21 protein-coding genes and 2 tRNA genes are annotated in these 22,478 nt (G+C 65.0%); 14 read left to right on the top strand and 9 right to left on the bottom strand.

All coding sequences use genetic code 11. The features are described 5' to 3' along the window. Positions 1 to 22: 22 nt before the first annotated feature. The 6 genes from gyrA to J2T21_RS14650 all read left to right on the top strand — a co-directional run bounded on the left by gyrA (position 23) and on the right by J2T21_RS14650 (position 4,759). Positions 23 to 2,713, top strand: a complete 2,691-nt coding sequence (gene gyrA, locus J2T21_RS14675) for a DNA gyrase subunit A (RefSeq protein ID WP_307582230.1) — start codon at positions 23 to 25, stop codon at positions 2,711 to 2,713. Further along, positions 2,710 to 3,285 (top strand): DUF3566 domain-containing protein, encoded by a 576-nt coding sequence (locus tag J2T21_RS14670; protein ID WP_307582228.1) that lies wholly within the window; start codon positions 2,710 to 2,712, stop codon positions 3,283 to 3,285. The genes gyrA and J2T21_RS14670 overlap by 4 nt, the downstream gene beginning before the upstream one ends. Positions 3,286 to 3,407: 122 nt before the next feature. Then, positions 3,408 to 3,481, top strand: a tRNA-Ile gene (locus tag J2T21_RS14665). A 41-nt stretch (positions 3,482 to 3,522) separates the two neighbouring features. Then, the gene (locus tag J2T21_RS14660; RefSeq protein WP_307582226.1) at positions 3,523 to 3,639 is read left to right on the top strand and encodes a DLW-39 family protein; all 117 of its coding nucleotides are present in this window, start codon (positions 3,523 to 3,525) and stop codon (positions 3,637 to 3,639) included. Positions 3,640 to 3,647: 8 nt separating this feature from the next. Then, positions 3,648 to 3,720, top strand: a tRNA-Ala gene (locus J2T21_RS14655). Between the two features lie 127 nt (positions 3,721 to 3,847). Continuing rightward, on the top strand, positions 3,848 to 4,759 hold the full coding sequence (locus J2T21_RS14650) for a DMT family transporter (protein WP_307582224.1): 912 nt from the start codon (positions 3,848 to 3,850) through the stop codon (positions 4,757 to 4,759). Between the two features lie 103 nt (positions 4,760 to 4,862). Here the strand turns inward: J2T21_RS14650 and J2T21_RS14645 are convergent, their stop codons facing one another. Beyond that, complete coding sequence (locus J2T21_RS14645) at positions 4,863 to 5,864, bottom strand: hypothetical protein (RefSeq protein WP_307582222.1); 1,002 nt, start codon at positions 5,862 to 5,864, stop codon at positions 4,863 to 4,865. Between the two features lie 161 nt (positions 5,865 to 6,025). On the opposite strand from J2T21_RS14645, the gene J2T21_RS14640 reads away from it, so the two are divergent. The 3 genes from J2T21_RS14640 to J2T21_RS14630 all read left to right on the top strand — a co-directional run bounded on the left by J2T21_RS14640 (position 6,026) and on the right by J2T21_RS14630 (position 9,243). After that, positions 6,026 to 6,571 carry a peptidylprolyl isomerase gene (locus tag J2T21_RS14640; protein WP_307582221.1) on the top strand — a complete coding sequence of 182 codons (546 nt, stop codon included), beginning with the start codon at positions 6,026 to 6,028 and terminating at the stop codon, positions 6,569 to 6,571. A 262-nt stretch (positions 6,572 to 6,833) separates the two neighbouring features. Further along, entirely contained in the window at positions 6,834 to 7,697 is an 864-nt protein-coding gene (locus J2T21_RS14635; protein WP_307582219.1) for a rhomboid family intramembrane serine protease, read from the top strand. A gap of 580 nt (positions 7,698 to 8,277) precedes the next feature. Next, the gene (locus J2T21_RS14630) at positions 8,278 to 9,243 is read left to right on the top strand and encodes a GNAT family N-acetyltransferase (protein ID WP_307582217.1); all 966 of its coding nucleotides are present in this window, start codon (positions 8,278 to 8,280) and stop codon (positions 9,241 to 9,243) included. Between the two features lie 40 nt (positions 9,244 to 9,283). Here J2T21_RS14630 and J2T21_RS14625 read toward each other — a convergent pair whose 3' ends face one another. Next, the gene (locus tag J2T21_RS14625; protein ID WP_307582325.1) at positions 9,284 to 9,898 is read right to left on the bottom strand and encodes a LysE/ArgO family amino acid transporter; all 615 of its coding nucleotides are present in this window, start codon (positions 9,896 to 9,898) and stop codon (positions 9,284 to 9,286) included. Between the two features lie 75 nt (positions 9,899 to 9,973). Here J2T21_RS14625 and J2T21_RS14620 point away from each other — a divergent pair, with 75 nt between their 5' ends. Both J2T21_RS14620 and J2T21_RS14615 read left to right on the top strand, forming a co-directional pair. Further along, a complete protein-coding gene (locus J2T21_RS14620; protein WP_307582215.1) occupies positions 9,974 to 10,882 on the top strand; it encodes an ArgP/LysG family DNA-binding transcriptional regulator in 909 nt (302 codons plus the stop codon). A 53-nt stretch (positions 10,883 to 10,935) separates the two neighbouring features. Continuing rightward, a complete protein-coding gene (locus J2T21_RS14615; protein WP_307582213.1) occupies positions 10,936 to 11,478 on the top strand; it encodes a DUF4442 domain-containing protein in 543 nt (180 codons plus the stop codon). A gap of 29 nt (positions 11,479 to 11,507) precedes the next feature. Here the strand turns inward: J2T21_RS14615 and J2T21_RS14610 are convergent, their stop codons facing one another. Then, entirely contained in the window at positions 11,508 to 12,014 is a 507-nt protein-coding gene (locus J2T21_RS14610) for a DUF3817 domain-containing protein (protein ID WP_307582211.1), read from the bottom strand. Positions 12,015 to 12,248: 234 nt separating this feature from the next. Continuing rightward, the gene (locus J2T21_RS14605) at positions 12,249 to 12,500 is read right to left on the bottom strand and encodes a cell division protein CrgA (RefSeq protein ID WP_307582210.1); all 252 of its coding nucleotides are present in this window, start codon (positions 12,498 to 12,500) and stop codon (positions 12,249 to 12,251) included. Positions 12,501 to 12,683: 183 nt separating this feature from the next. Here J2T21_RS14605 and J2T21_RS14600 point away from each other — a divergent pair, with 183 nt between their 5' ends. The 3 genes from J2T21_RS14600 to J2T21_RS14590 are packed head-to-tail and all read left to right on the top strand — an operon-like array spanning position 12,684 to position 14,262. Next, the gene (locus J2T21_RS14600; RefSeq protein WP_307582209.1) at positions 12,684 to 13,436 is read left to right on the top strand and encodes a class E sortase; all 753 of its coding nucleotides are present in this window, start codon (positions 12,684 to 12,686) and stop codon (positions 13,434 to 13,436) included. Positions 13,437 to 13,447: 11 nt separating this feature from the next. Then, positions 13,448 to 13,615: a hypothetical protein gene (locus J2T21_RS14595; protein WP_181578423.1), complete on the top strand. Its 168-nt coding sequence runs from the start codon at positions 13,448 to 13,450 to the stop codon at positions 13,613 to 13,615. Further along, positions 13,612 to 14,262 (top strand): anthranilate synthase component II, encoded by a 651-nt coding sequence (locus tag J2T21_RS14590; RefSeq protein WP_307582207.1) that lies wholly within the window; start codon positions 13,612 to 13,614, stop codon positions 14,260 to 14,262. The genes J2T21_RS14595 and J2T21_RS14590 overlap by 4 nt, the downstream gene beginning before the upstream one ends. 99 nt (positions 14,263 to 14,361) lie before the next feature. Here the strand turns inward: J2T21_RS14590 and pknB are convergent, their stop codons facing one another. The 5 genes from pknB to J2T21_RS14565 are packed head-to-tail and all read right to left on the bottom strand — an operon-like array spanning position 14,362 to position 22,478. Further along, positions 14,362 to 16,290, bottom strand: a complete 1,929-nt coding sequence (gene pknB / locus J2T21_RS14585; RefSeq protein WP_307582205.1) for a Stk1 family PASTA domain-containing Ser/Thr kinase — start codon at positions 16,288 to 16,290, stop codon at positions 14,362 to 14,364. 29 nt (positions 16,291 to 16,319) lie between these two features. Then, the gene (locus J2T21_RS14580; protein ID WP_307582204.1) at positions 16,320 to 18,197 is read right to left on the bottom strand and encodes a protein kinase domain-containing protein; all 1,878 of its coding nucleotides are present in this window, start codon (positions 18,195 to 18,197) and stop codon (positions 16,320 to 16,322) included. Next, positions 18,194 to 19,657, bottom strand: coding sequence for a penicillin-binding transpeptidase domain-containing protein (locus tag J2T21_RS14575; protein WP_307582203.1), 1,464 nt, complete (start codon positions 19,655 to 19,657; stop codon positions 18,194 to 18,196). The genes J2T21_RS14580 and J2T21_RS14575 overlap by 4 nt, the downstream gene beginning before the upstream one ends. Continuing rightward, a complete protein-coding gene (locus J2T21_RS14570) occupies positions 19,654 to 21,060 on the bottom strand; it encodes an FtsW/RodA/SpoVE family cell cycle protein (protein WP_307582201.1) in 1,407 nt (468 codons plus the stop codon). Before J2T21_RS14570 ends, J2T21_RS14575 begins: the two co-directional genes overlap by 4 nt. After that, on the bottom strand, positions 21,057 to 22,478 hold the full coding sequence (locus J2T21_RS14565; RefSeq protein ID WP_307582199.1) for a PP2C family protein-serine/threonine phosphatase: 1,422 nt from the start codon (positions 22,476 to 22,478) through the stop codon (positions 21,057 to 21,059). The genes J2T21_RS14570 and J2T21_RS14565 overlap by 4 nt, the downstream gene beginning before the upstream one ends.

Here is a 22,478-nt window from a genome sequence, read left to right as displayed (position 1 = left end):
TTTTGACTAGAGGAAGAAATCGATGAGCGATCAGACTCCCGAAAACCCGCAGGACAACACCGCCGGCACCGGCGAACCCCTCGAGGGTGCGGTGATCGACGACGCCGTGGAGGTCCGGACCGGCCACGACAAGATCGACCAGATCGACCTGCAGACCGAGATGCAGCGCTCCTACCTTGACTACGCCATGGCGGTCATCGTGGGACGTGCGCTGCCGGACGTGCGCGACGGCCTGAAGCCCGTGCACCGCCGCGTGATCTACGCGATGTACGACGGCGGCTACCGCCCGGACCGCTCCTACAACAAGTGCGCCCGTGTCGTCGGCGAGGTCATGGGCCAGTACCACCCGCACGGCGACACCGCGATCTACGATGCGCTGGTGCGCCTGATCCAGGACTGGACCATGCGCTACCCGCTGGCCCTGGGCCAGGGCAACTTCGGCTCCCCGGGCAACGACGGCGCCGCCGCCCCGCGTTACACCGAAACCAAGATGGCCCAGCTGGCCATGGAAATGGTCCGGGACATCAACGAGGACACCGTTGACTTCCAGGACAACTACGACGGCAAGAACCAGGAACCGACCATCCTGCCGGCGCGTTTCCCGAACTTGTTGGTCAACGGCTCCTCCGGCATCGCCGTGGGCATGGCCACCAACATCCCGCCGCACAACCTGCGCGAGGTCGCCACCGGCGTGCAGTGGTACCTGGAGAACCCCGAGGCCTCCCGCGAGGAGTTGCTCGAGGAATTGATGCTGCGCGTCAAGGGCCCGGACTTCCCCACCGGTGCGATGATCCTGGGCACCAAGGGCATCGCGGATGCCTACCGCACCGGCCGCGGCTCCATCACCATGCGCGCCGTGGTCTCCGTGGAGGAACTCCAGGGCCGCACCTGCCTGGTCGTCACCGAGCTGCCCTACCAGGCCAACCCGGACAACCTCGCGGTGAAGATCGCCGAACTGGTCAAGGACGGCAAGGTCTCCGGCATCGCGGATCTGCGCGACGAGACGTCCGGGCGCACCGGCCAGCGCCTGGTCATCGTGCTCAAGCGCGATGCCGTGGCCAAGGTCGTGCTGAACAACCTGTACAAGCACACCGAGCTGCAGTCCAACTTCTCCGCGAACATGCTCGCGATCGTCGACGGGGTGCCGCGCACGCTGTCCATCGATGCGTTCATCCGCCACTGGGTCAACCACCAGATGGAAGTCATCGCCCGACGCACCGCCTACCGGCTGCGCAAGGCCGAGGAGGAGGCGCACATCCTGCGCGGGCTGCTCAAGGCCCTGGACGCGCTGGACGAGGTCATCGCGCTGATCCGCCGCTCCAACACCACCGAGGCCGCGCGCGACGGGTTGATGGAACTGCTGTCCATCGACGAGCTGCAGGCCCGGGCCATCCTGGACATGCAGCTGCGCCGCCTGGCCGCGCTGGAACGCCAGAAGATCCAGGACCGCCACAACGAACTAGAAATGGAAATCGCCGAATACCAGGCGATCCTGGCCGACCCGCAGCGCCAGCGCACCATCATCTCCGAGGAACTTGCCGAGATCGTGGACAAGCACGGCGACGACCGCCGCACCAAGGTCCTGATGGGCTACGACGGCGACATGAGCGTCGAGGACCTGATCCCCGAAGAGGAAATGGTCGTCACCATCACCCGCGGCGGCTACGTCAAGCGCACCCGGAGCGACAACTACCGCTCGCAGCACCGCGGCGGCAAGGGCATCAAGGGCGCACAGCTGCGCGGGGACGACGTGGTGGAGCACTTCTTCGTCACCACCACGCACAACTGGCTGCTGTTCTTCACCAACCACGGCCGCGTGTACCGCACCAAGTGCTACGAGCTGGCCGAGGCCGGGCGCGACGCCAAGGGCCAGCACGTGGCCAACGTGATGGCCTTCCAGCCCGACGAGCACATTGCCCAGGTCCTTGACCTGCGCAGCTACGAGCAGGCCCCATACCTGGTGCTCGCCACCCGCAACGGCCTGGTCAAGAAGACCCGCCTGGCCGACTACGACACCAACCGCACCGCCGGGGTCATCGCGATCAACCTGCGCGAGGGCGACGAACTCGTCTCCGCGCAGCTGATCTCCGAAACCGACGACCTGATGCTGGTCTCGCGCAAGGGCCAGTCGGTGCGCTTCACCGCCACCGACGAGGCACTGCGCCCGATGGGCCGCGCCACCAGCGGTGTGACCGGCATGAAGTTCCGCAACGAGGACGAATTGCTCGCCGCGGACGTGGTTTCCGAGGATTCCTATGTGTTTGTCGTCACCGAGGGCGGCTACGCCAAGCGCACCTCCGTGGACGAATACCGCGTGCAGTCCCGCGGCGGCATCGGCATCAAGGTCGCCAAGCTCGCCGAGGACCGCGGCGACCTGGTCGGCGCACTGATTGTCAATGATGAGGACGAGGTTCTGGTGGTCATGGAGGGCGGCAAGGTCGTCCGTTCCGACGTTTCGCAGGTTCCGGCCAAGGGCCGTGACACCATGGGCGTGATCTTTGCCAAGCCGGACAAGAAAGACCGCATCATCGCCGTGGCGAAGAACACCGAGCGCGGCCTCGGAGAGATTCCCGAGGAAGATGCAGTACCGTTGAACGCGGAAAAGACACAAGAAACGGCCTCCGAGGCCCTGCAGGGTGATGAAAACCCAGCGGGAACCGAGGAAAACCTTGGGCATGACGACGAGGCCACCAACGACGGAGGTAACGCGTGAGCACCCCGAATACGCCCCGCCCGGCGGGCGGCACTGGTGGTACCCGTCCGGCACCGCCACGGCAGGCACCCGTAGGCGCCCAGCGTCCCGCAGGAGCGCCGCGACCGGGTACCGCCCCGCGCCCCGCAGGTGCGCAGCAGCGCCCCGCGGGCACTCCCCGCCCCGGGGCCCCGCGCCCACAGCAGCTGGTTCGCCCGGCCCCCAAGGCCAAGGTCCGCAAGGCCCGCCTGCTCATTTCCAAGGTCGACCCCTGGTCGGTGCTGAAGATGGCGTTCCTGCTGTCGGTGGCCCTGGGCATCGTGACCGTCGTCGCCTCCGTGGTCTTCTGGTCGGTGCTCGATTTGACCGGGATCTTCGCGTCGATCAACGGCCTGGTCGGCGAGATCGTCGGCACCGAAGGCGGCTTCGACCTGATGAAGATCGCGTCCCTCGGACAGGTTGCCTCGTTCGCCACCATCATCGCCGTGGTGAATGTGGTATTGCTCACGGCGCTCTCGATGCTCGCCGCGGTGCTCTACAACCTCTCTTCGACCCTGGTTGGCGGCATCGGTGTGACCCTGACCGACGATTAATTCGCGGAAACACGCCAAGAATCGGTTCTCGGGGCCCCTTGTGAAGGGTGCCTCGAGGGCCGATTTGTTTCTTTGGCCATTTCTCGGGTAAAGTTTTATCTCGTTCCCGGCGGGAACAAAGAGGGCGTATAGCTCAGGCGGTTAGAGCGCTTCGCTGATAACGAAGAGGTCCCTGGTTCAAGTCCAGGTACGCCCACGGATTCCCTCGTCCGACCGGTAGGTGAAAGGAAAAATCCCATGCGGAAATTTCTGGTGTTGGTGGCAGTAGCCGCAGGCGTTATTGGTTATCGGAAATACAAGGAATCTTCGGCCGAAAAGGCCACCTGGAGTCAGGGTACCGATAAGGTAAACTGAATTCATACGGGGACTTAGCTCAGTTGGTAGAGCGGTAGCTTTGCAAGCTTCAGGTCAGGGGTTCGACCCCCCTAGTCTCCACCGAAGGAAAAGGTCCGGAACGAAAGTTCCGGGCCTTTTCGCTTTAAGTTCTGTCCTCCCTCTCTTTTGGGGCTGCCGTCCCACCTCTCTTTCAAGGCGGGATCGCCAAACCCCATAGAGTGGTTGGGTGACCTTTCTTCTGGCCCTCGTGGGCGTCCTGGGTGTTGCCGCGTCGGGGCCGCTCATAGCCGCGTTTCCCGCCGTCCCTGCGCTTTCAATGGCCCTGTGGCGCAATGCCGTGGGCACGGCCGTCATGGCCGTTCCGGCGCTGGTGAACGAGCGCCGCACCTTTGGCCGGCTGCGGCGCCAGGAATGGGGCTGGAGCGCCCTGGCGGCACTCTCGCTGGCCCTGCACTTCGCCTTTTTCATGACCTCGATCCGCATGACCACGGTGGCTGCGTCCACGGCGCTGGTTTGCCTGCAGGCCGCATGGATCGCCATCTTCCAGTCGCTGCGCGGAACCAAGTACGGCTGGCGCGTGGGTGTGGGCGTGCTGCTGGCCTTCGCCGGGGTCGTGGTGATCACCGGGTTCGACATCGGGTCGGGGACCGAGGCGCTGATCGGCGACGGCCTGGCGCTCATCGGCGGGATCCTGGCCGCCTCCTACACGCTTTCCGGGTCCAAGGCCCGTGCCACGATGAGCACCAGTTCCTACACGACCATCTGCTACGGAATGACCTCGGTGCTGCTGCTGGTGATGTGCCTGCTGACGGGCGCCCCAATATGGGGATTCGGCCTGAATGGATGGATCGGCATCCTGGCGTTGGCGTTGTGCTCCCAGGTCCTGGGGCACACGGCCCTGAACCACTTGCTGACTTCGCTCGGGCCGCTGACGGTGTCAACCTTGATCCTGTTGGAGATCCCCGGTGCCGCGCTGCTGGCGGCATTGTTCCTGGGACAGGTCCTGCCGGCGGGCACCGTCGCGGGGCTGGTCGCCATTCTTGCGGGGTTGTTCTTCGTGGTGCGGGGGCAGGGCCACGCCCAGGCCCGTGCCGCGGCCCGCACCGCTCCGCTGGCAAAGGAACAGGGCAACACCTGACCCGAGGCTCCCCCGGGTTCCCGGAAGCTGCTCACGGGGCACGTGCTGCCCTGTGGTTGGTTCTTGTTCCCGTGGCATCGGCGTCCGATCCCACGAAGACGGCTTACTTCTTGGCGCGCGGTCCCGGCTTGGGCGAGGAATCCCCGTTGGTTGCCTCGTCGGCGGCGGCCTCGGCCTTGTGCTTGGCGGTGGTGGCAGCCTCGGACAGTTCCTCGGCCTTCTCGGAGAGCTTCTCCTTGGCCTCGGCCACCGTATCCTCGGCGGCCTCGGCGGCCTCGGCGGCCTCGGTTGCCTCGGCGACATTGGCCTTGGCCTGCGCTGCCGACGCTGCGACTTCCTCGCGGACCTCCTCGACGCTTGCCGGGACATCCACCGGTCCGCTGGCACGGACGGTGGTCGGTTCCACCGGTGCCGGGGTCTTCCACGGGTCGTCGATGGGCTTGGACGCGCGCCAGGCGGCTACGGCGGCGGCACCGGCCGCGGCAATGACGGCAACGACGAGCCAGCCCTTTTTCTTCTTCGCGGGCTTCTGCACCTTTTCAATCTCCTTGCTGACGGTCTGGGCGGCGGCACTTGCCGTGTCCTGGAGACGCTGGACCGTTTCGGCACTGGGCGTGAGCTTGTTGGCGACCTGGTGCAGCGCCTCGGAGGACTTGGCCTGTTCCAGCTTGCGCGTGGTGAATTCGGCCGCCTGGCCGATCTTTTCGTTGGCGGTCGGCAGGTATTCGTTCAGCACGACATCGCGGGCGTGGCTGAGTGCGGGCGCTGCCTTCTCGATGGCCTCATTCAATGCCGGGGTGGCACGGTCAACGGCCTTCTGGACCCTCGGGGTGGCCTCGTCAATGGCTGCGGAGAGCCGCGGGCCCACCTTTTCAAGGGATTCCTGAAGCAGGGGGCTGACCTTGGCAACGGTCTCAGACAGCTCGTGGGCAGCCCAGTTCAATCCCTCTTGGATCTTCGGGGTTGCGGTCTCGATGCCTTTTTCAATGCGCGGAACGGCCCACTTCACTGCCGTGTCCACCTTTGGCGCTGCCCAATCCAGTGCCTGTTCGGCGCCGGTGGCAACACTTTCGCCAAAGTCTCGAGCGATACGTTCTGACTTCACAGTGAACCCCTTTGATCGTTTCGGATGCTTCGTCCCAGCCTACGACCTCCACTTGGCTTGCGGCCATTACCTGCCCGGCATATATACAAACGTGTAGTCGTGTTCACTGAACGCGTAGCCATTCGCAGCGGCGGTTCAAGCGCTCATGGAAGAATGACTGCATGACTGCAATCCCAACGCACACAGCCACCATCCACACCAACTTGGGCGACATCGTCGTCAACCTTTTCGGCAACCACGCCCCCAAGACCGTGAAGAACTTCGTTGGCCTGGCCACCGGCGAACAGACCTGGACCGACCCGCGCAGCGGCGAGGAAAAGGTCAGCACCCCGTTGTACAACGGCACGATCTTCCACCGCATCATCTCCGATTTCATGATCCAGGGCGGCGACCCGCTGGGCCAGGGCACCGGCGGTCCGGGCTACCGCTTCGACGACGAGATCAACCCCGAGCTTGATTTCCGCGAACCCTACAAGCTGGCCATGGCCAACGCCGGCATCCAGATGGGCCAGGGCACCAACGGGTCCCAGTTCTTCATCACCTCGATCCCGACCACCTGGCTGCAGGGCAAGCACACCATCTTCGGCGATGTCACCGACGAGGCCTCGCGCAAGCTGGTTGACGCACTGAACGTCGTTCCGACCGACGGCCGCGACAAGCCGCTGGAAGACGTCGTCATCAGCAGCATCGACGTCGCTGCAGTCTAGGCACGTGGTTCCGGCGCACCTCGTGCGCCGCTGATCGTGGACGGCCCCATTGACCGCCCCGCTCGCTTGTTGTTCACCTCGCGGTCGCAAAGTGAATGACGTGGGCGGCGTGGGTGGATGGGGCCGTTTTGCATCCTTGGGCAGGCGAAGTCCGCAACCGGCCAGGCGTCCGGGCCCGCCCGCAGGGTGCGAGCCAAGGGAACCAAAGACCGGCCCCGTGCCAGCGGGGCCATGAATGTACTTACACAGGAGCGTCATTTCCATGTCTTATGGACTGTCCAACCCGAACCAGGCCGCACAGGCCCCGGTCTGCCCCAGGCATCCCGACCGGATCTCCTACGTCACCTGCCAGCGGTGCTCCCGCCCGGCCTGTCCGGAATGCCAGGTGACTGCCGCGGTCGGAACCCAATGCGTGGATTGCGTGCGCGAAGCCAACAAACAGATCCCCGGCACGCGGACAGTCTTCGGCGGCAAGGCCACTGACGGCCGGCCCATCGTCACCTACGTGCTGATCGCCATCAATGCCGTGGTCTTCGCGCTGCAGATGACGATCCCGAGCTTCACCAACCACCTGGTTTATGCGGGCCTGTACACCAGCGGATACTTCGAGCCCGAGCCGTGGCGCATGATCACTTCGATCTTTGCCCACTCCACCTCCTTCATCGGGCACATCGCCTTCAACATGTACGCGCTGTACATCTGCGGACGCGTGCTCGAACCGATGCTGGGACGACTGCGTTTCCTTGCCCTGTACCTGGTGGCCGGGCTGGGCGGATCCGTTGCGGTGCTGCTGATCACCGATCCACGTGTCCCGGTCCTGGGCGCTTCGGGTGCGGTCTTTGGGCTGTTCGCGGCGATGTTCGTGCTCTTGCGTTCGCGCGGCGTCCAGTCGATGCAGATCGTCATCCTGATCGTCATCAACCTGGCCATCGGCTTCATTTTCCCGGGAATCGCTTGGGAAGCCCATGTCGGTGGGATGGTCTTGGGCGCGGCAGTGGCGGCCGTCATGGCCTATTCGCCCAAGGGCCCCAGGCAGGCCGCGATGCAATGGGCAGGCACCACCTTGCTGGTGTTGTTGCTGGTGGCCTTGACTTTGTACGGGGCCGTCAACGTTCGAGTTGGATAGCCGGATCGGCACGAGCGGGACAAAAGTTGTCCACATGGGTTATCCACACTGTTAATAACTCACAACCATGTAATTCACCTGCAACGGACCGGCTCCAGCGCCCGCGCTGACGCCGGTCCGCTCTGGCTTGGGATAGTTTTCAACGAATATACACAATTTCATCCACACCTGTGGATAACTTAGTGCACAACCTGTGCAGGGCCGTTTTTCGCCGTTCGAATATCAGCCGGGAGTACTCTTCGAAAGTATGAACTAATCCGCGTGAATCCGCGGAAGCCGGAGGGTTCGCGGCCCCGCCCGGGCGCGTTGTCCACACTCCTTATCCACAGTGTTAATAACTTACGCACATGTAATTCACAATGGCCGAAACCGCGCCAGGGCGATGATCTAGGTGCAAACGAGGCGAAACCCACAGCCTTATCCCCACCTGTGGATAACCTTCGTGCACAGCATGTTCCTAAGTTTCGACCGGTTCCGTGGCCGCCTCCACCTGTGCAGCACGGCGGAAAACTGGAAAGCTGGAATTCAGCGGGCGTGCCGACGCGGCCGGGCCAATCCACAACACCACGGGAGAACTTCGATGCACCAGGACTGGATCCACCTCGAGCACGTCGGCGCGTGGACCGAACTGACCAACAAGCTGGCGGCAGTCGACGATACCGAGGAATTCTACGAAGCCGAAGACCTGTTGGAGGAGCTCAACGAACCCGGCGTCGATCCGGCACGAGACACCCTCGGTTTGTGGGACAACGACACCATGGTGGGGTACGGGCAGCTCCGGCTCGGGGAGCAGCTGCGCGACGGACGCGGACGCGTTTCCATTGGCGGTGGAATCGCCCCCGAATACCGGCGCCAAGGCCATGGAACCTTGGTCATGGACGTCCTTGAGGCCAGGGCCGGGGAAAAAATGGCCCAACGACACCCGGGCGTCGAATACACCATTGACGTGTGGGGAAACGCCCCGGGGCACAGTGCCGGGGCAATGGCGGTGGCACGCGGTTATGAGCCGGCGCGCTTTTTCCAGGACATGACCCTGGCGCCGGGCGATTTCCGGGCCCATCGACGCCCGGCCAGCGTTCCGGAGGACACCGCGCTGGTTCCATACTCCCCCGGCATTGCCGAGGCCGTCAGGCTACTGGACAACGAGGCGTTTGCCGACCATTGGGGCTCGGCCCCCAAAAGCACGGATGAGTGGATGGCCATGACCGGTGCGCGTTCTTTCAGGACCATCTATTCCCGGGTCCTGCTCGAGGGACACGGAGAGGACCGGCCGGCACGCGCGCTCAGCCACGTGCTGGGCGCCGAATGGGTTGACAAGGAGCTGTACATTTCCCGCGTGGGCACCGCGCGGGCCGCGCGGGGCCTCGGGTATGCGGCATGGACGCTCTCCACGGTGGTCGCTGCGGCCTTCGGCGACGGATTCACCAAGGTGGACCTGTCGGTGGATGCCCAGAGCCCCACTGGGGCACTGGGGCTCTACGAACGGCTGGGTTTCAAGGTGGTCCGCCGTGGGACGGTCTACCGGAAGACAGTCGCGGCGCGCTGAGACACCACGGACACCGCGGAAGGCAGAGCCCTGCGGGCCATCAGCCCAGAAGCGGCAGCAGCAGCGACACGGCCAGCACGGCCATCAGGGTGGCGATGACGGCATCGAGAACCCGCCAGGACCTCGGGTTGGCGAAGAACCCCCGCAGGTAGCGCGCGCCGAAGCCCAGTCCGGTGAACCACAGCACGCTGGCCAATGCCGCGCCGGTGCCGAAGACCCAGCGCCCGGTCTCGCCCTGGGCCGAGGCGATGGAACCGAGCAGGATCACGGTATCCAGGTACACATGGGGATTGAGCCACGTCAGGGCAAGGGCGGTGAGGGCGACGGTGCGGCGCGGGGTCGGCGTCGCCGCGGTGCTGGCTTCCAGCCCCAGCGGGCTGAAGGCCCGGCGGGCCGCAAAGTAGGCGTAGGCAAGCAGGAACGCAGCCCCGCCGGCCCGGGCGACGGAAATGAACCACGGGGCCACCGCCAGCAGGGCGCCAAGCCCGGCAATTCCGGCGAATATCAGCAGGGCATCGGACACCAGGCAAATCAACACCGTCGTGCGAACATGTTCACGTCGGATGCCCTGGCGCAAGACAAACGCGTTCTGGGCGCCAATGGCAACAATCAGCGACAGGCCCGTGGCCAGGCCGGATATAAAGGGGAAGAACATCACCAACCGAGACTAGGCGTTCCGCCAAAGACGTGTCGAGCTAAAGAATCTTAGTGTCCATTAGGATCTCTAACTATGGACTTCCCCGCGGAACAACTGCAGACCTTCAAGGCCGTCATCGAAGCAGGAACCCTGGAACGTGCGGCACGGGAGCTGAACATCACGGCCTCCGCGGTGAGCCAACGGCTCAAGGCCCTGGAAAGGCAGGCCGGAAGCGTGCTGTTCATTCGCTCGCGACCGATCCGCACCACCGGCAGCGGGGACGTCCTGCTCCGGTTGGCGCGCGAGATCCACATGCTTTCCACCGAGGCACACCGGGCGCTCGGGCTGGAATCCGCCGACGGCCATGCTCCCCGCCGCACCGAGCTCAGCATTGCCGTGAACGCCGATTCCCTGGCCAGCTGGTTCGTGCCGGTGCTCCGGGGATTGGCGGACCAGGAACTGATGACCTGCGAGATCCTGCGGCACGACGAGGCACATTCCACGGAGCTGCTTCGTTCGGGCCAGGTCATGGGTGTGGTGACCACCAAGAGCACCCCGGTCCAGGGATGCTCCTCGGTGCACCTGGGAGCCATGCGCTACCGGGCGATGGCCACCCCCGGATTCCGGGACCGCTGGCTGCCGGGGAACGACCCCCGTGCCGAACTTGCGGCCGCGCCCATGGTGAGTTTCGACCGCACCGATGGCCTGCAACGGGGGCTGCGCCGAAAGATCGTTGGCTCCACCCGCGCGGTCGCGCCGGTGGAGCACTTTGTCCCGGACTCACGCGTCTATGTTGCCTCGGTGGCGGCCTCGCTGGGCTGGGGCATGATTCCCGAGATCCAGGTACCCGACGACGGGTCGCTGGTCAGCCTCCATGCGTCATGGACCAGCGAGGTGCGGCTCTACTGGCAACGGTGGAAGGTCCCCTCCCAGGCCCTGGACCTGCTCACGGCGCTGGTCCTGGAAGCGGCGCGGGACGCAGGGCTGGACCGGGAGCCATGAGGCCGAGGGAAACGAAGCTACTGCCAGGTAACCGCCGCGGCTAGGCTGGGTCCATGAGCAACGGGAACACCGCCAGGCCCAGGACCGCGGCCTCGATCCTCAACGGCCTGCGAACGGCCGTGCCAAGGATCGCGGGAAACCCCCGGGTGGTGCGGCACGGGATGTCCCTCTGGCCGCCGTTCTGGGGTGCCGGCATCAAGGTCAAGCACATCTCCGCCGACTGGCGCAGTGCGACGGTGGTCTTGCGCCAACGCCCCTGGAACATGAACTACGTCGGAACCCACTTCGGTGGATCACTGTTCGCCATGACCGATCCGTTTTGGATGATGATGATCCTGCACAACGTCGGTCCCGGACACATCGTGTGGGACAAGAGCGGCGAGATCGATTTCCGAAAGCCCGGAAGCGGGACCCTGGCATGCCGTTTTGAGCTGGGCCAGGCCCAGTTGGAACAGCTCAAGGATGCGGTGGCCCGGGACGGGAAGGCCACGAAGTGGTTCGCCGTCGACATCCTCGACGAATCGGGCGGGATCGTGGCGACGGTGCGCAAGGAAGTCTATGTACGTGCCAAGCACCTGGGGCCGGAGACCGCTTGAGCAGTACCCGGTGCACCATCGAAGTGCTGTTAGTTTCCTCCGCCGGGAGGGCCGATGAACAGCAACACCGCGGTGATGGCGGCCACCAGGACGATGCCTGCCACCGCCGCCAGCCAGGGACTGCGCAGGGCCAGGGCCTGGATCTTCTCGATGGGGCCCTGCGGGGTGTCCCCGCCCGGGGCCAGGCGCCACGTGTTGCTGAGCAACCCGCGTCGCAACATCGCGCGCTCAAAGGGGAGGGTGGCGAAGGGAACGACCGCGGAGGCCAGGCCAAGAATGCCGCGTCCGGCACTCCAGCGCTCATTGGCCCAGACGAAGATGGTCACCAGGCCGTAGGCAATGAACACCACGCCATGGAACATGCCGAAGATGCGGACATAGATCTCCGGTCCCACGCCGTACTTGATGACCATGGCGATGATCAGCAACGCCCAGGTGACCATTTCTGCGGCGGCCAGGAAGCCGTACAGGCGCTTCGGGGAGAGCTTGGAAGTGGCAGTGGCCGAGGGGGTACCGGCAAGATCGGGGCGAACCATGGGTATTTGGCGTGCCTTTCTGGAAGTTGGCGTGAACGGCGCACGCGGCGGGGCGAAGTTGCCGGGCCTTGGAAGGAAATTCCCGCGGGAGCCGCCGGCGTTCCCTGGATAGGGAACCCGGGACAGGGAGCGCGGTCGCCTGCGGCAGGGCCCGGGGCGGACAGACCATCGGTGTCTTCTAGAACCGGCCGGTGGTCGGGTGGTGGGATGCTTTGCGGGCCCGAAGGCCGGGTGCTAGCGCCACCCCGTGGTCATGAAGAAACCAACCATGGCAATGCCGAACCCGATCACGATGTTCCAACCGCCGATGCCGGGGATCGGAAATGCGGTCTGGGCAAGGTAGTAGACCATGATCCAGATGAGTCCCAGGATCATCAGGCCGAACATGACCGGCTTGTACCACTTGGGCATCGGCTTGTCGTAGGCCGCCGTGTTGCTGCCGCCCTGTGGCTTGCGGTTCTTCCGACGGGTCTTGGATTCAGGCACTGCTGCTCCTTGGGTCTTCTGCCGCCGACACGATCCAACGGGCACGTGTCCAAACGGTAGGCTAGGTAAGTGTGTGTCGTCAGGGAACTGCTTCCCAACGTCACGCTTTGATCCAATACTATCCGCTCAAACTGGACGCCGCCGGGTATCGCGGAGTCCCACGTGGCAGTGAGGGAACTTCGCATGACTCGATCCGCGGTGCGGGCGCGGACCAGGCCAACGGTGGGCCAACGCCTGCTGGGCGGGTTCGGTGAAATCCTCATCACCCTTGGCATCATCCTGCTGCTCTTTGTCGGCTGGGAATTGTGGTGGACCAACATCGACGCGGACCGTGCGCAGACGCAAGTCACCTCGGAATTCGTCCAGGGCCTCCAGGTTGGTCCGGGAGACGGAACCAGCGTTCCGGAAAGGGATTTTGGCCCGGCCCCCATCACCGAGATCCCCGACGGGGAAACCTTCGGTGTCTTCTACATCCCGCGTTTCGGCAGCAACTTCGCGCACCCGGTGACCAACGGCGTGGGCATGGACGTGCTCAACAACGTCGGCATCGGCCACTACCCCGAGACCCAGGAGCCCGGCGAACTGGGGAACTTTGCCGTGGCGGCGCACCGCCAGACGCACGGCCAGGTGTTCTGGAACATCGACAAGTTCCAGGCCGGGGACAAGATCTACCTGCAGACCCGCAAGGGCTTCTACGCCTATGAATGGCGCGACACCGAGATCGTGCACCCCTCGCAGGGCGAGGTGCTGCTGCCGGTGCCGCACGACCCGGGTGCCAAGCCCACGACCTCGACGCTGACGATGACCAGTTGCCACCCGCCATTCACCACCCGCATGCGCATCATCGCGTACGCGGAGCTGGAATCCTGGCGTCCGGCCGATGCCGGTCCCCCGGCGGAAATCGCCGACCTGGTGAAAAAGACGATGGAAAAGTAGGACGCCGACACATGTACGCATGGATTTTCAGGACCCTGCCCGGTCCCCTGTGGTTCCGCATCATTGTGGCACTGGCGCTGGTCGCCGGCGTCGTACTATTGCTGATGAACTATGTCTTCCCGTGGCTGAGCCAGTACAGCCCCTGGACCGAATCAACGATTGGCCTGATGCTGCTGTGAACGCCCCCAAGATCCTGGTGATCGACAACTACGACAGCTTTGTCTACACCCTGGTGGGGTACCTGCAGGAGCTGGGCGCCGAGACCACCGTGATCCGCAACGACGACCTGTCCCTGGCCGAGGTCATTGAACTGGCGCAGGCCCGCGACGGGGTCCTGGTCTCCCCCGGGCCCGGCACCCCGGCCGAGACCGGGGTCTGCATCGAGGTGATCAAGTGGTGCGGGCAGCAGCGCAAGCCGATGCTCGGGGTCTGCCTGGGCCACCAGGCCCTCGCCGAGGCGTACGGCGGGGTTGTCACGCATGCCGAGGAACTGATGCATGGCAAGACCTCCCCGGTCTTCCACCACGGGCACCCGGTCTTCGCGCACATCCCCAGCCCGTTCACGGCCACCCGGTACCACTCGCTGGCTGCCGTGCGATCGAGCATCCCGGAGATCCTGGAAATCACCGCCGAGACCGAGAACGGTGTCATCATGGGACTGGCCCACCGCGACGCGCCCCTGTGGGGCGTGCAGTTCCACCCCGAGTCGGTGCTCACCGAGGGCGGCTACCAGATGCTGGGCAACTGGCTCGAATCCCTGGGCCTGGCCGGGGCGGCCGCGCATGCGTCAACGCTCAGCCCGCTGATCCGGGATTCCGGGGCCTGAGACAAGCCCCGCAGCCAGAAGAAGAAGGGTCCCTGCCCGTGAAGATGATTCACGGGCAGGGACCCTTCTTGCTGGAACCGGGCCTCGCGCCCGCCCCCGCTACGGGGTCGGGGTGGGGCCCGGCGTGCCCTCGCCGCTTGGCGTGGGCGTGGTTTCCGGTGGCGGCCCCGAGGTCTCTGGCGCCTCGGAGGAGGTGTCCGTCGGTTCGGGCTCGGCCGGCTTCACGGCAACCGTGACCGTGATGGTGCCGCCCTGCGGGGAGGTGCTGACATCCCCCGTGGAGGACTTCTGCGCGATGATCGTCCCGGGTTTCACCACCGCGTTCTCCTCTTCGAGGACTTCGATGCGCAGGCCGACCTTGGGATCCTCCAGCGCCTCGGTGGCTTCGGGAACCGTCATGTCGATGAGCCGCGGAACCTCCACCAGCCCGGTGGAAAGGACCAGATCGATCGTGGTGCCGACCTTGACGGTCTTGCCCAGCTTCGGCTCGGTGTTCACCAGCCAGTCGGTGGGGATCGAGGGATCGTTGACGCGGGAGACCGAACCGATCTCAAAGCCCAGGTCCTGCAACGCCTGGCGGGCCCCGGCCTCGGATTGGCCGGCGAGCCCCGCGGGCAGGACCCGCGACTCGGGCCCCTTGGAAACCATCAGGCGCACCGTGGAACCCTTGCGGACATCCATGGTGGCGGCGGGATCGGTTTCCACGACGAGCCCGCTCTTGACGTCGTCGTCGAAGACCGTCTCGACCTTGGACACCAGCTGCAGCGCGGTCAGTGACGCCTCGGCCTTGGCCTGCGTCACCTCAACCAGGTTGGGGATGGTGACGGGAGCGTTGCGTTCCGCCTCCGCACGCATCCAGTTGTAGAAGAAGAGGCCGGAAACCACCAGGGCGAGGGCCAGGACCAGCGAAATCGCAATGGTCCAGGTGCGCCTGGATTTCGACCGTTGCTCGTCGCGCTCGCGCCGCAGGTTCTGTTCCCACATGGGCGGGGCGTCCCAGTGCTCGTCCCCGGGCACCGGTTCAAGGTATCCGGTGTGGGTCAGTGGTGCCTGGGGGCCGGTGGCCGGGGACCCCGGCGAGGGGAATCCCGGGGCGGCCAGCGCGGCAACCGTCGCCTGCTCCTCGGCCTGGGCCTGGGACTGGGGCATCGGCGCGGTGAGTTCCTCCGGGGCCAGGGCGATCCCCTCGCGGGCATTGGACAAGGCCGTGGCAAACGCGGCGGCGTCGTCGTAGCGGTCCTCGCGGTCCTTGGCCAGGGCCTTGAGCACCACGTCGTCGAAGATCGGGTCCAGCGCGGGCACCAGCGTGCTTGGGGCCGGGGCGTGCTCGCCCACGTGCTGGTAGGCAACCGAGACCGGCGAATCCCCGGTGAAGGGAGGCCGTCCGGTGAACAGTTCGTAGAGCAGGCAGCCGGTGGAGTACAAGTCGGTGCGGGCGTCCACGGCCTCGCCGCGGGCCTGTTCCGGGGAAAGGTACTGGGCGGTTCCGACGACGGTCTGCGTCTGGGTCATGGTGCTGGCGGAATCGGCCATGGCGCGGGCAATGCCGAAGTCCATGACCTTGAGGTTGCCGCGTTCGGTGACCATGATGTTGGCCGGCTTGATGTCTCGGTGCACGATCCCCATGGAATGGGAATGCTCCAACGCCTCCAGCACCCCCAGGACATACTTGATGGCCTGCTCGTGGGTCATTTCCCCGGACTTGATGAGGTCGCGCAGGGTTTGCCCGCGGACGTACTCCATCACGATGAAGGGCAGCTCCACGGTCGAACCGGAAACCACCTGTTCCTCTTCGCCGGTGTCGAAGACAGACACGATGTTGGGGTGGTTCAGCCCGGCCACGGCCTTGGCCTCGCGCCGGAAGCGCGCCTGCACCATGGGGTCGCGCGCCATTTCGGCGCGCAGGAGCTTGATGGCGACCTTGCGCCCCAGCACCTGGTCGATGCCCAGGTGCACGTCGGCCATGCCGCCGCGCCCAATGAGCTCCTTCACGACGTAGCGGCCGTTGAGAATCCGTTCCTCGGTCACTGTGAAAACACCGTCATCGTCTAATCCGTCTACTGGCCAGGGGCCGTGGGGTTGCCCTTGCCCTTGCCGGGGGCCTGCGCGGCAGGGGCAGAGGTCTCGGTGGCCGGTGCCGAGGTCTCAGCGGTCGACTCCGAAGGCTCGGTCGAGGTCTGGGTGGGCTCCGACGGGCCCAGGGACAGGATGTAGGTGACCGTGGAGCCGGGCTCGACCTTGGTGCCGCCATTTACGCTTTGGCCGATTACGGTTCCCTTGGCCAGCTGGCTTTCCTGGGCCTCCCCTTCGTTGGGCACCAGGCCCAGCGCTGTCAGCGCCGCGGCAGCCTGCTCGCCGTCCTTGCCGTACAAATCGGGCACCGAGACCTTTGCCGGGACGGCATAGGTCAGCGTGACGGTGGAACCGACGGGCAGCTTGCCGACGGGGGAAACCTTGATGACGGTGTCGGCAGCCTCGGAGCTTTCCTTGCCCACGGACTCCACCTTGAAGCCGAGGCCTTCCAGGGTCGCGGTGGCATCCTTGTAGTCCTTGCCCAGGAATTCGTTCTGGGACACCGTCACGGTGGACGGGGCGGTGCTGGTTGGGGCGCTCGATTGGGTCGGCGTGGTTTCGGTTTCGCTCGGCTCGGTGCTGGGTGAGGAGGATTCCGTGGTCGGGGCCGTGGTCGTGATGCCCGGGCTGCTTTCCGGGGTCTTGTTTCCGGTGAGCATGGGCAGCAGCCAAGCGCCGAGGATCGCGAGGATCACCAAGGCGATCAGCGCGATCAGCGGTGTGGTCCAGGGGCTGCGGCCCTTCTTGACCGGGGTGCGCCGGTCGGCGACCTCCTGCTCGTGGACACCAACGGGTTCTTCCTCCCACTGCTGGGAAGCCCCCATGAAGGAATCGAAGTTCTGCCCGTCGTCCTGTGCCTGCGGTGCGGGAACCTGGGGCAGGGCATTGGTGGCCGGTGCCGGCCCGGCAACCGTCGGGTCGACCGGGGGAATGGCAACAGTCGCGTTGCCTTGCGTGATCGGCGTCTGGCTGATGGCCTGGGTGGCGGCATCGGAGCCCGAGAAGAGCAACATGCCGGGCACGGCGAGCGTCGCGGTCTCCGGGTTTCCGGCGCGGATGGCGTCTGCCGCCACCGCGAGGGACTCGGCGTCGGCCGGCCGGTCGGCCGGATCCTTGGCCAACATCGACATCACCAGCGAGCGCACCGGCACCGGAATGTTTTCCGGCAGCGGCGGCGGGGTGTCGTTGACCTGGGCCAGGGCGATGGCGATCTGCGATTCGCCGGTGAACGGGCGACGTCCGGCAAGCAATTCGTAGCCGATCACGCCCAGGGCATAGATGTCGGAGGAACCTGTGGCCTGCTGGCCGGTGGCCTGCTCCGGGGCGAGGTACTGGGCGGTGCCCATGACCTGGCCGGTGGCCGTCAGCGGGACCTGGTCGGCAATGCGGGCAATGCCGAAGTCGGTGATCTTCACGCGTCCGTCGGGGAGCATCAGCAGGTTGCCCGGCTTAACGTCGCGGTGCACCAGACCCTGGATGTGGGCGGCGGCAAGCGCCTTGGCGGTCTGCGAAATGATCGACAGGGTGCGGTCGGGCGAAAGCACGCGCTCGCGTTCGATGATGGTCGACAGCGGCTGGCCGGGAACCAGTTCCATGACCAGGTAGGCGGAACCTTCTTCTTCCCCGTAGTCGAAGACGCTGGCGATGCCGTTGTGGTTCAGCAGTGCGGTGTGGCGCGCCTCGACGCGGAACCGCTGGAGGAACCCGGGATCCCCGGTGTATTCCTCCTTGAGGATCTTGATTGCCACCAGGCGGCCAAGGACCTGGTCCCTGGCCCTCCACACCTCACCCATGCCACCTATGGCAATACGGTCGGTCAGCTTGTATCGACCGCCCAGGGTGATACCGGAAATTGGCCTCACTGGTTGAACACCGCCTCTAGAATCTTCTTCAGGTTGGGACTGGTCAACGACGAACCAGTCTTGAAATCAATTTTTTCAAAAACTATTGTCACAGCTACCTGCGGGTCGTCCGCCGGGGCGAACCCGGTGATCCAGGAGTTCACCAGCGGTGGGCCGCAAGGATCGGTCGTACAAGGAACCACCGAGGTTCCGGTCTTCGCGGCGATGTCCAGCCCCGGAACCTGCGCCCGGACCGCGGTGCCGCGCTTGACCGGACCACGCATCAGGTCGGTGACCTGGTCTGCGATGTCCTTGCTGGTCGCGGTGCTGAATTCCTTGGGCTTGTTCTCGGAGAGGACCCGCAGGTCAGGGGCGATGACCTGCTTGATCAGGTTCGGTTCCATGATCACCCCGTCGTTCGCGATGCCCATTGCTGCCATGTTCATCTGCATGGCCGTGGCCCGCACGTTGAATTCGCCGATGACCGACTGGCCGAGCTGCGCGGGGTTGAGATCGGGCGGGAAGACGCTCGGCTCCACCCGCAGCGGGATTTTCACCTGCTGGCCGAAGCCGAAGCGTTCGGTGACATCCTCGTAGGGGGCCTTGCCCAGCTTTTCGCTCATCTGCACGAACGGCGTGTTGCAGCTTTGTGCCACGATCTCCGCGAAGCTTGCCTCGGGGATGGCCGCACAATTTCCGCCGTAGAAGTTTTTCAGCGGCGTTTTGGTTCCCGGCAGTATGACGCTCGAGGGGTTCTTGAGCACGGTGTCGGCGGTGTACTGGCCCGATTCCAGGGCAGCGACCATGTCGAAGATCTTGAAGGTGGAGCCCGGGGCGATGAGGTTGTAGATGGCCGGGTTCCGGTACGGGCTCAGGTCCTTGGTGTCGGAGAGCTTCTTCATGTTCGCCGCGGCCTGCTTGGAGCTGTGCACGGCCAGGAGGTTGGTGTCGTAGCTCGGCTTGGAGGCCATGGCCAGGATGTTTCCGGTCTTGGGCTCCGAAACGATGATGGTTCCGCGGGTACCTTCCGGAATCAGGCCGTAGACGAATTTCTGCAGCTTGCCGTCGATGGTGAGCTCGACCGAGGCACCCTCGTTCTCCTTGCCGGAGAACAGGTTGACCAGCCTGTCGAAGAACTGGTCCTGGCTCTGGCCGGTCAATTCGTCGTTCATGACCGATTCGAGCTGCGTGGATCCGTTGGCCAGCGAGTAGAAACCGGTCAGGTGGGAGTAGAGTTCCGGGTCGGTGTAGACGCGCTGGTACTTGAACTGTCCGTCGGTGGCGACCGATTCGGCAATGGGCTTGCCGTCCACCAGGATCGCACCGCGGGGCAGGTCGAATTCCTTGAACAGCTGGCGGTTGTTCAACGGATTTGCGTTGAGGTCCTTCGCGGCAAAGAACTGCACGTAGCTCAGCGCACCCAGGCTCAGTACAAAGAGCAGCATGACGGCGATCCAGGTGTTGCGGATGGCTTGGTTCATCGCTTGTGCTCCTTAATCGATTCAAGGAGACCGGGGGAACGTCGGGGGGCCTTCGTGGCGACCTCCGCGGTGGCCGAAACCCCGGACAACATGGGACGGCGTGAATTATGGGAAATCAACAGCAGCAAGGCGACAATGATCCAGTTCGAGAGCAGGGAGGAACCACCGGCGGCCATGAAGGGCGTCGTCAGGCCGGTCAGCGGGATCAACCGGGTCACGCCGCCGATGACGACGAAGCACTGCAGCGCCAGGGTGAAGGAGAACCCGGTGGCCAGCAACTTGCCGAAGGTGTCGCGCGAGCCGAGGGCGGCACGCATGCCACGGCTGACAAGGATCAAATACAACAGCACGATGGCGGAGATCCCAATGAGGCCAAGCTCCTCGCCCAGCGAGGCGACAATCATGTCGCTGTTGGCCAACGGAACCATGTAGGGACTGCCGTTGCCCAGCCCGGTGCCCATCAGCCCGCCGTTGGCGAGCCCGAAAAGCCCTTCGACGATTTGCCGGCTGCCGCCGATTGCATGGTAGATGTCAGGGTCGAAGGCGTTGAGCCAGCCGTCGATCCGTCGGGTCACGTGGCTCATGGTCAGGTAGGCGAAGGTTCCGCCGCCGACCAGCATCAGGGTCCCGATGACGATCCAGCTCACGCGCGCGGTGGCGACGTAAATCATCACCATGAACAGCCCGAAGAAGAGGATGGAGGAACCGAGGTCGCGCTGGACGACCAGGACGCCGATGCTGACCAGCCAGGCCACGACCATCGGGCCGAGGTCCCGGGACCGGGGCAACTGCAGCGGGCCCACCTTCCGGCCGGCCAACAGGATCAGTTCGCGGTTCGAGGATAGATAGCCGGCAAAGAATATGGCCAGGGTGATCTTGGCCAGCTCGCCGGGCTGGAAGGAAAGCCCAAAGAAACGCACCCAGATCCGTGCGCCGTTGATCTCCACGCCCAATCCCTTGATCAGCGGGAGCAGGAGCAACAGCACCGAGGCCGCCAGGGCGATGTAGGTGAAGCGGCGCAGGACGCGGTGGTCGCGGATGGTCCACAGGACGATCATGGCCACAACCATGGCAACGCCGGTCCACATGATCTGGCGGAAGGCGGTGTCGTCGCTCTTCGCCAGGTCGATGCGGTGGATCATGGCAAGGCCGATGCCGTTGAGGGCAACCGTCACCGGAAGTATCACCGGATCTGCATATTTCGCCCAGATGCGCAGGACGACGTGGAAGACCAGGGCAAGCCCGACCAGGATCAGGCCCTGGGAAATGAATTCCTCGCTCAATCCGTCATCGCTGTTGATGCCCACGAGGTAGTAGGCACCCATGGCCACTGCCAAGGCCAGCAGCAACAGGAGCAACTCCATGTTGCGCCGTGGGACGGGCGCGGTTTCCAACTCGCTCACGGTTTGATCTCCTGACAGTACGAGGGCAGGGCCGGCAAGGTCCCGGCCGCACCCGGATTTTCCGGAACGACCACGGGGCAGCGTTGCTTGGCTGTCACCAGCAACTCCCCGACCATGGTCTGGGCGTGTGCCAGGTCCCGTGCCGGGAGAGCGGAATCAATGCGCTGCTGCGTGTATTGCGGGAGCGCGTCCAGGGGAATGTCGGTCACGGTGTCAACATGCGAGAGCTTCAACGGTCCGAGGTCCTGGGAGACGCCCTTGAAGATGGCCACGTGGCCGTCTTGGTTGCCCACGAAGTACTGGGTCTGCGTCCACAGGTAGCCCCAACCGCACACTGCGGCAAGGATCAGGGTCATCAAGGCCAGGAACGTCGGGACCAGCCAGCGCCGCGGGCGCCGCGGGACGGAATCGTAGTCGCCCTGTTCCCCGGCCGCCTGGGCGGCCGGGGTCTTGTGCGTGAGTATTGCCGCGGCGCGCTTCTCGCCTGAGCGCTGGGTGACGATCGGGATCTTGCCCGACTGGGTCGCCAGCTCGGCCGCGCCGACCAGGAGGTGGGGCCGCTTGGACATCTCGTGGCGGATCAGCGCCGCACTGGCCTCAAGGTCGCCCTCGGCGGCGATCGTCAGCTGCCCGGTGTCCGGGGCCGGTTCGTCGGCGGCAGCCAATTCCTCGGTCGGCATCGGGACGATCTCGCCGTTGTCCTCCACGACCTCGAAGACGACGATGGTGACGTTGTCCGGGGAGCCGTGGGCCAGCGTCGTTTCGACGAGGTCCTCGACGGTTTCCTCCAGGGAGGCGGTGCCGCGCATGATGCGTTCGGTGATGGAATCGGGAACGACGGCGTTCAACCCGTCGGAGCAGAGCATCCAGCGCTCCCCCGCCTCGACGGGGTACTGGTTCACGTCGAGTTCCGGGCTCGCATCCGAATCGCCGAGCACGCGCAGCAGGACGTTCTTGTGCGGATGCAGTTCGGCTTCCTCGGGCCGCAGGCGGCCCTCGTCGACGAGCCGCTGGACGAAGGTGTGGTCGTGGCTGACCTGCTCGAACACGCCGTTTTTCAGGCGGTAGGCACGCGAGTCGCCAATGTGGGCGAATTGCAGCACGTCGCCGGTGAGCAGCATGGCAGTGACGGTGGTTCCCATGCCCGAAAGCTTCGGGTTGGCGCTCACCAGGTCGTTCAGGACCAGGTTCGCGGCCTGGATCTCGTCGGGCAGCACCGTTTCGGCGTCGGGCGTCTCAGGGACGTCCAGGTGGACGAGGTCCAGCACGGTGGAGGCGCTGGCGACGTCCCCGCCGACGTGTCCGCCCATGCCGTCGGCCACGACGGCCAGGTAGCGTCCCACATAGGCGGAGTCGTCATTCTTGGAGCGGACCTTGCCAACATCGCTCCGCGCCGCAAACTTCAGCATCAACGCCAT

It is taken from the genome of Paeniglutamicibacter psychrophenolicus, assembly GCF_030812255.1.
Classification (GTDB): domain Bacteria; phylum Actinomycetota; class Actinomycetes; order Actinomycetales; family Micrococcaceae; genus Paeniglutamicibacter; species Paeniglutamicibacter psychrophenolicus_A.
This window is presented reverse-complemented; position numbering and strand designations above follow the sequence as displayed.

Bases quoted from the DNA above. Each gene is read 5' to 3' on its own strand.
- J2T21_RS14620 (WP_307582215.1), top strand. From the start codon at position 9,974: ATGGACTTCCCCGCGGAACAACTGCAGACCTTCAAGGCCGTCATCGAA.
- J2T21_RS14625 (WP_307582325.1), bottom strand. From the start codon at position 9,898: ATGTTCTTCCCCTTTATATCCGGCCTGGCCACGGGCCTGTCGCTGATT.
- J2T21_RS14600 (WP_307582209.1), top strand. From the start codon at position 12,684: ATGACTCGATCCGCGGTGCGGGCGCGGACCAGGCCAACGGTGGGCCAA.
- J2T21_RS14660 (WP_307582226.1), top strand. From the start codon at position 3,523: ATGCGGAAATTTCTGGTGTTGGTGGCAGTAGCCGCAGGCGTTATTGGT.
- J2T21_RS14635 (WP_307582219.1), top strand. From the start codon at position 6,834: ATGTCTTATGGACTGTCCAACCCGAACCAGGCCGCACAGGCCCCGGTC.
- J2T21_RS14610 (WP_307582211.1), bottom strand. From the start codon at position 12,014: ATGGTTCGCCCCGATCTTGCCGGTACCCCCTCGGCCACTGCCACTTCC.
- J2T21_RS14615 (WP_307582213.1), top strand. From the start codon at position 10,936: ATGAGCAACGGGAACACCGCCAGGCCCAGGACCGCGGCCTCGATCCTC.
- gyrA (WP_307582230.1), top strand. From the start codon at position 23: ATGAGCGATCAGACTCCCGAAAACCCGCAGGACAACACCGCCGGCACC.
- J2T21_RS14575 (WP_307582203.1), bottom strand. From the start codon at position 19,657: ATGAACCAAGCCATCCGCAACACCTGGATCGCCGTCATGCTGCTCTTT.
- J2T21_RS14640 (WP_307582221.1), top strand. From the start codon at position 6,026: ATGACTGCAATCCCAACGCACACAGCCACCATCCACACCAACTTGGGC.
- J2T21_RS14565 (WP_307582199.1), bottom strand. From the start codon at position 22,478: ATGGCGTTGATGCTGAAGTTTGCGGCGCGGAGCGATGTTGGCAAGGTC.
- J2T21_RS14595 (WP_181578423.1), top strand. From the start codon at position 13,448: ATGTACGCATGGATTTTCAGGACCCTGCCCGGTCCCCTGTGGTTCCGC.
- J2T21_RS14630 (WP_307582217.1), top strand. From the start codon at position 8,278: ATGCACCAGGACTGGATCCACCTCGAGCACGTCGGCGCGTGGACCGAA.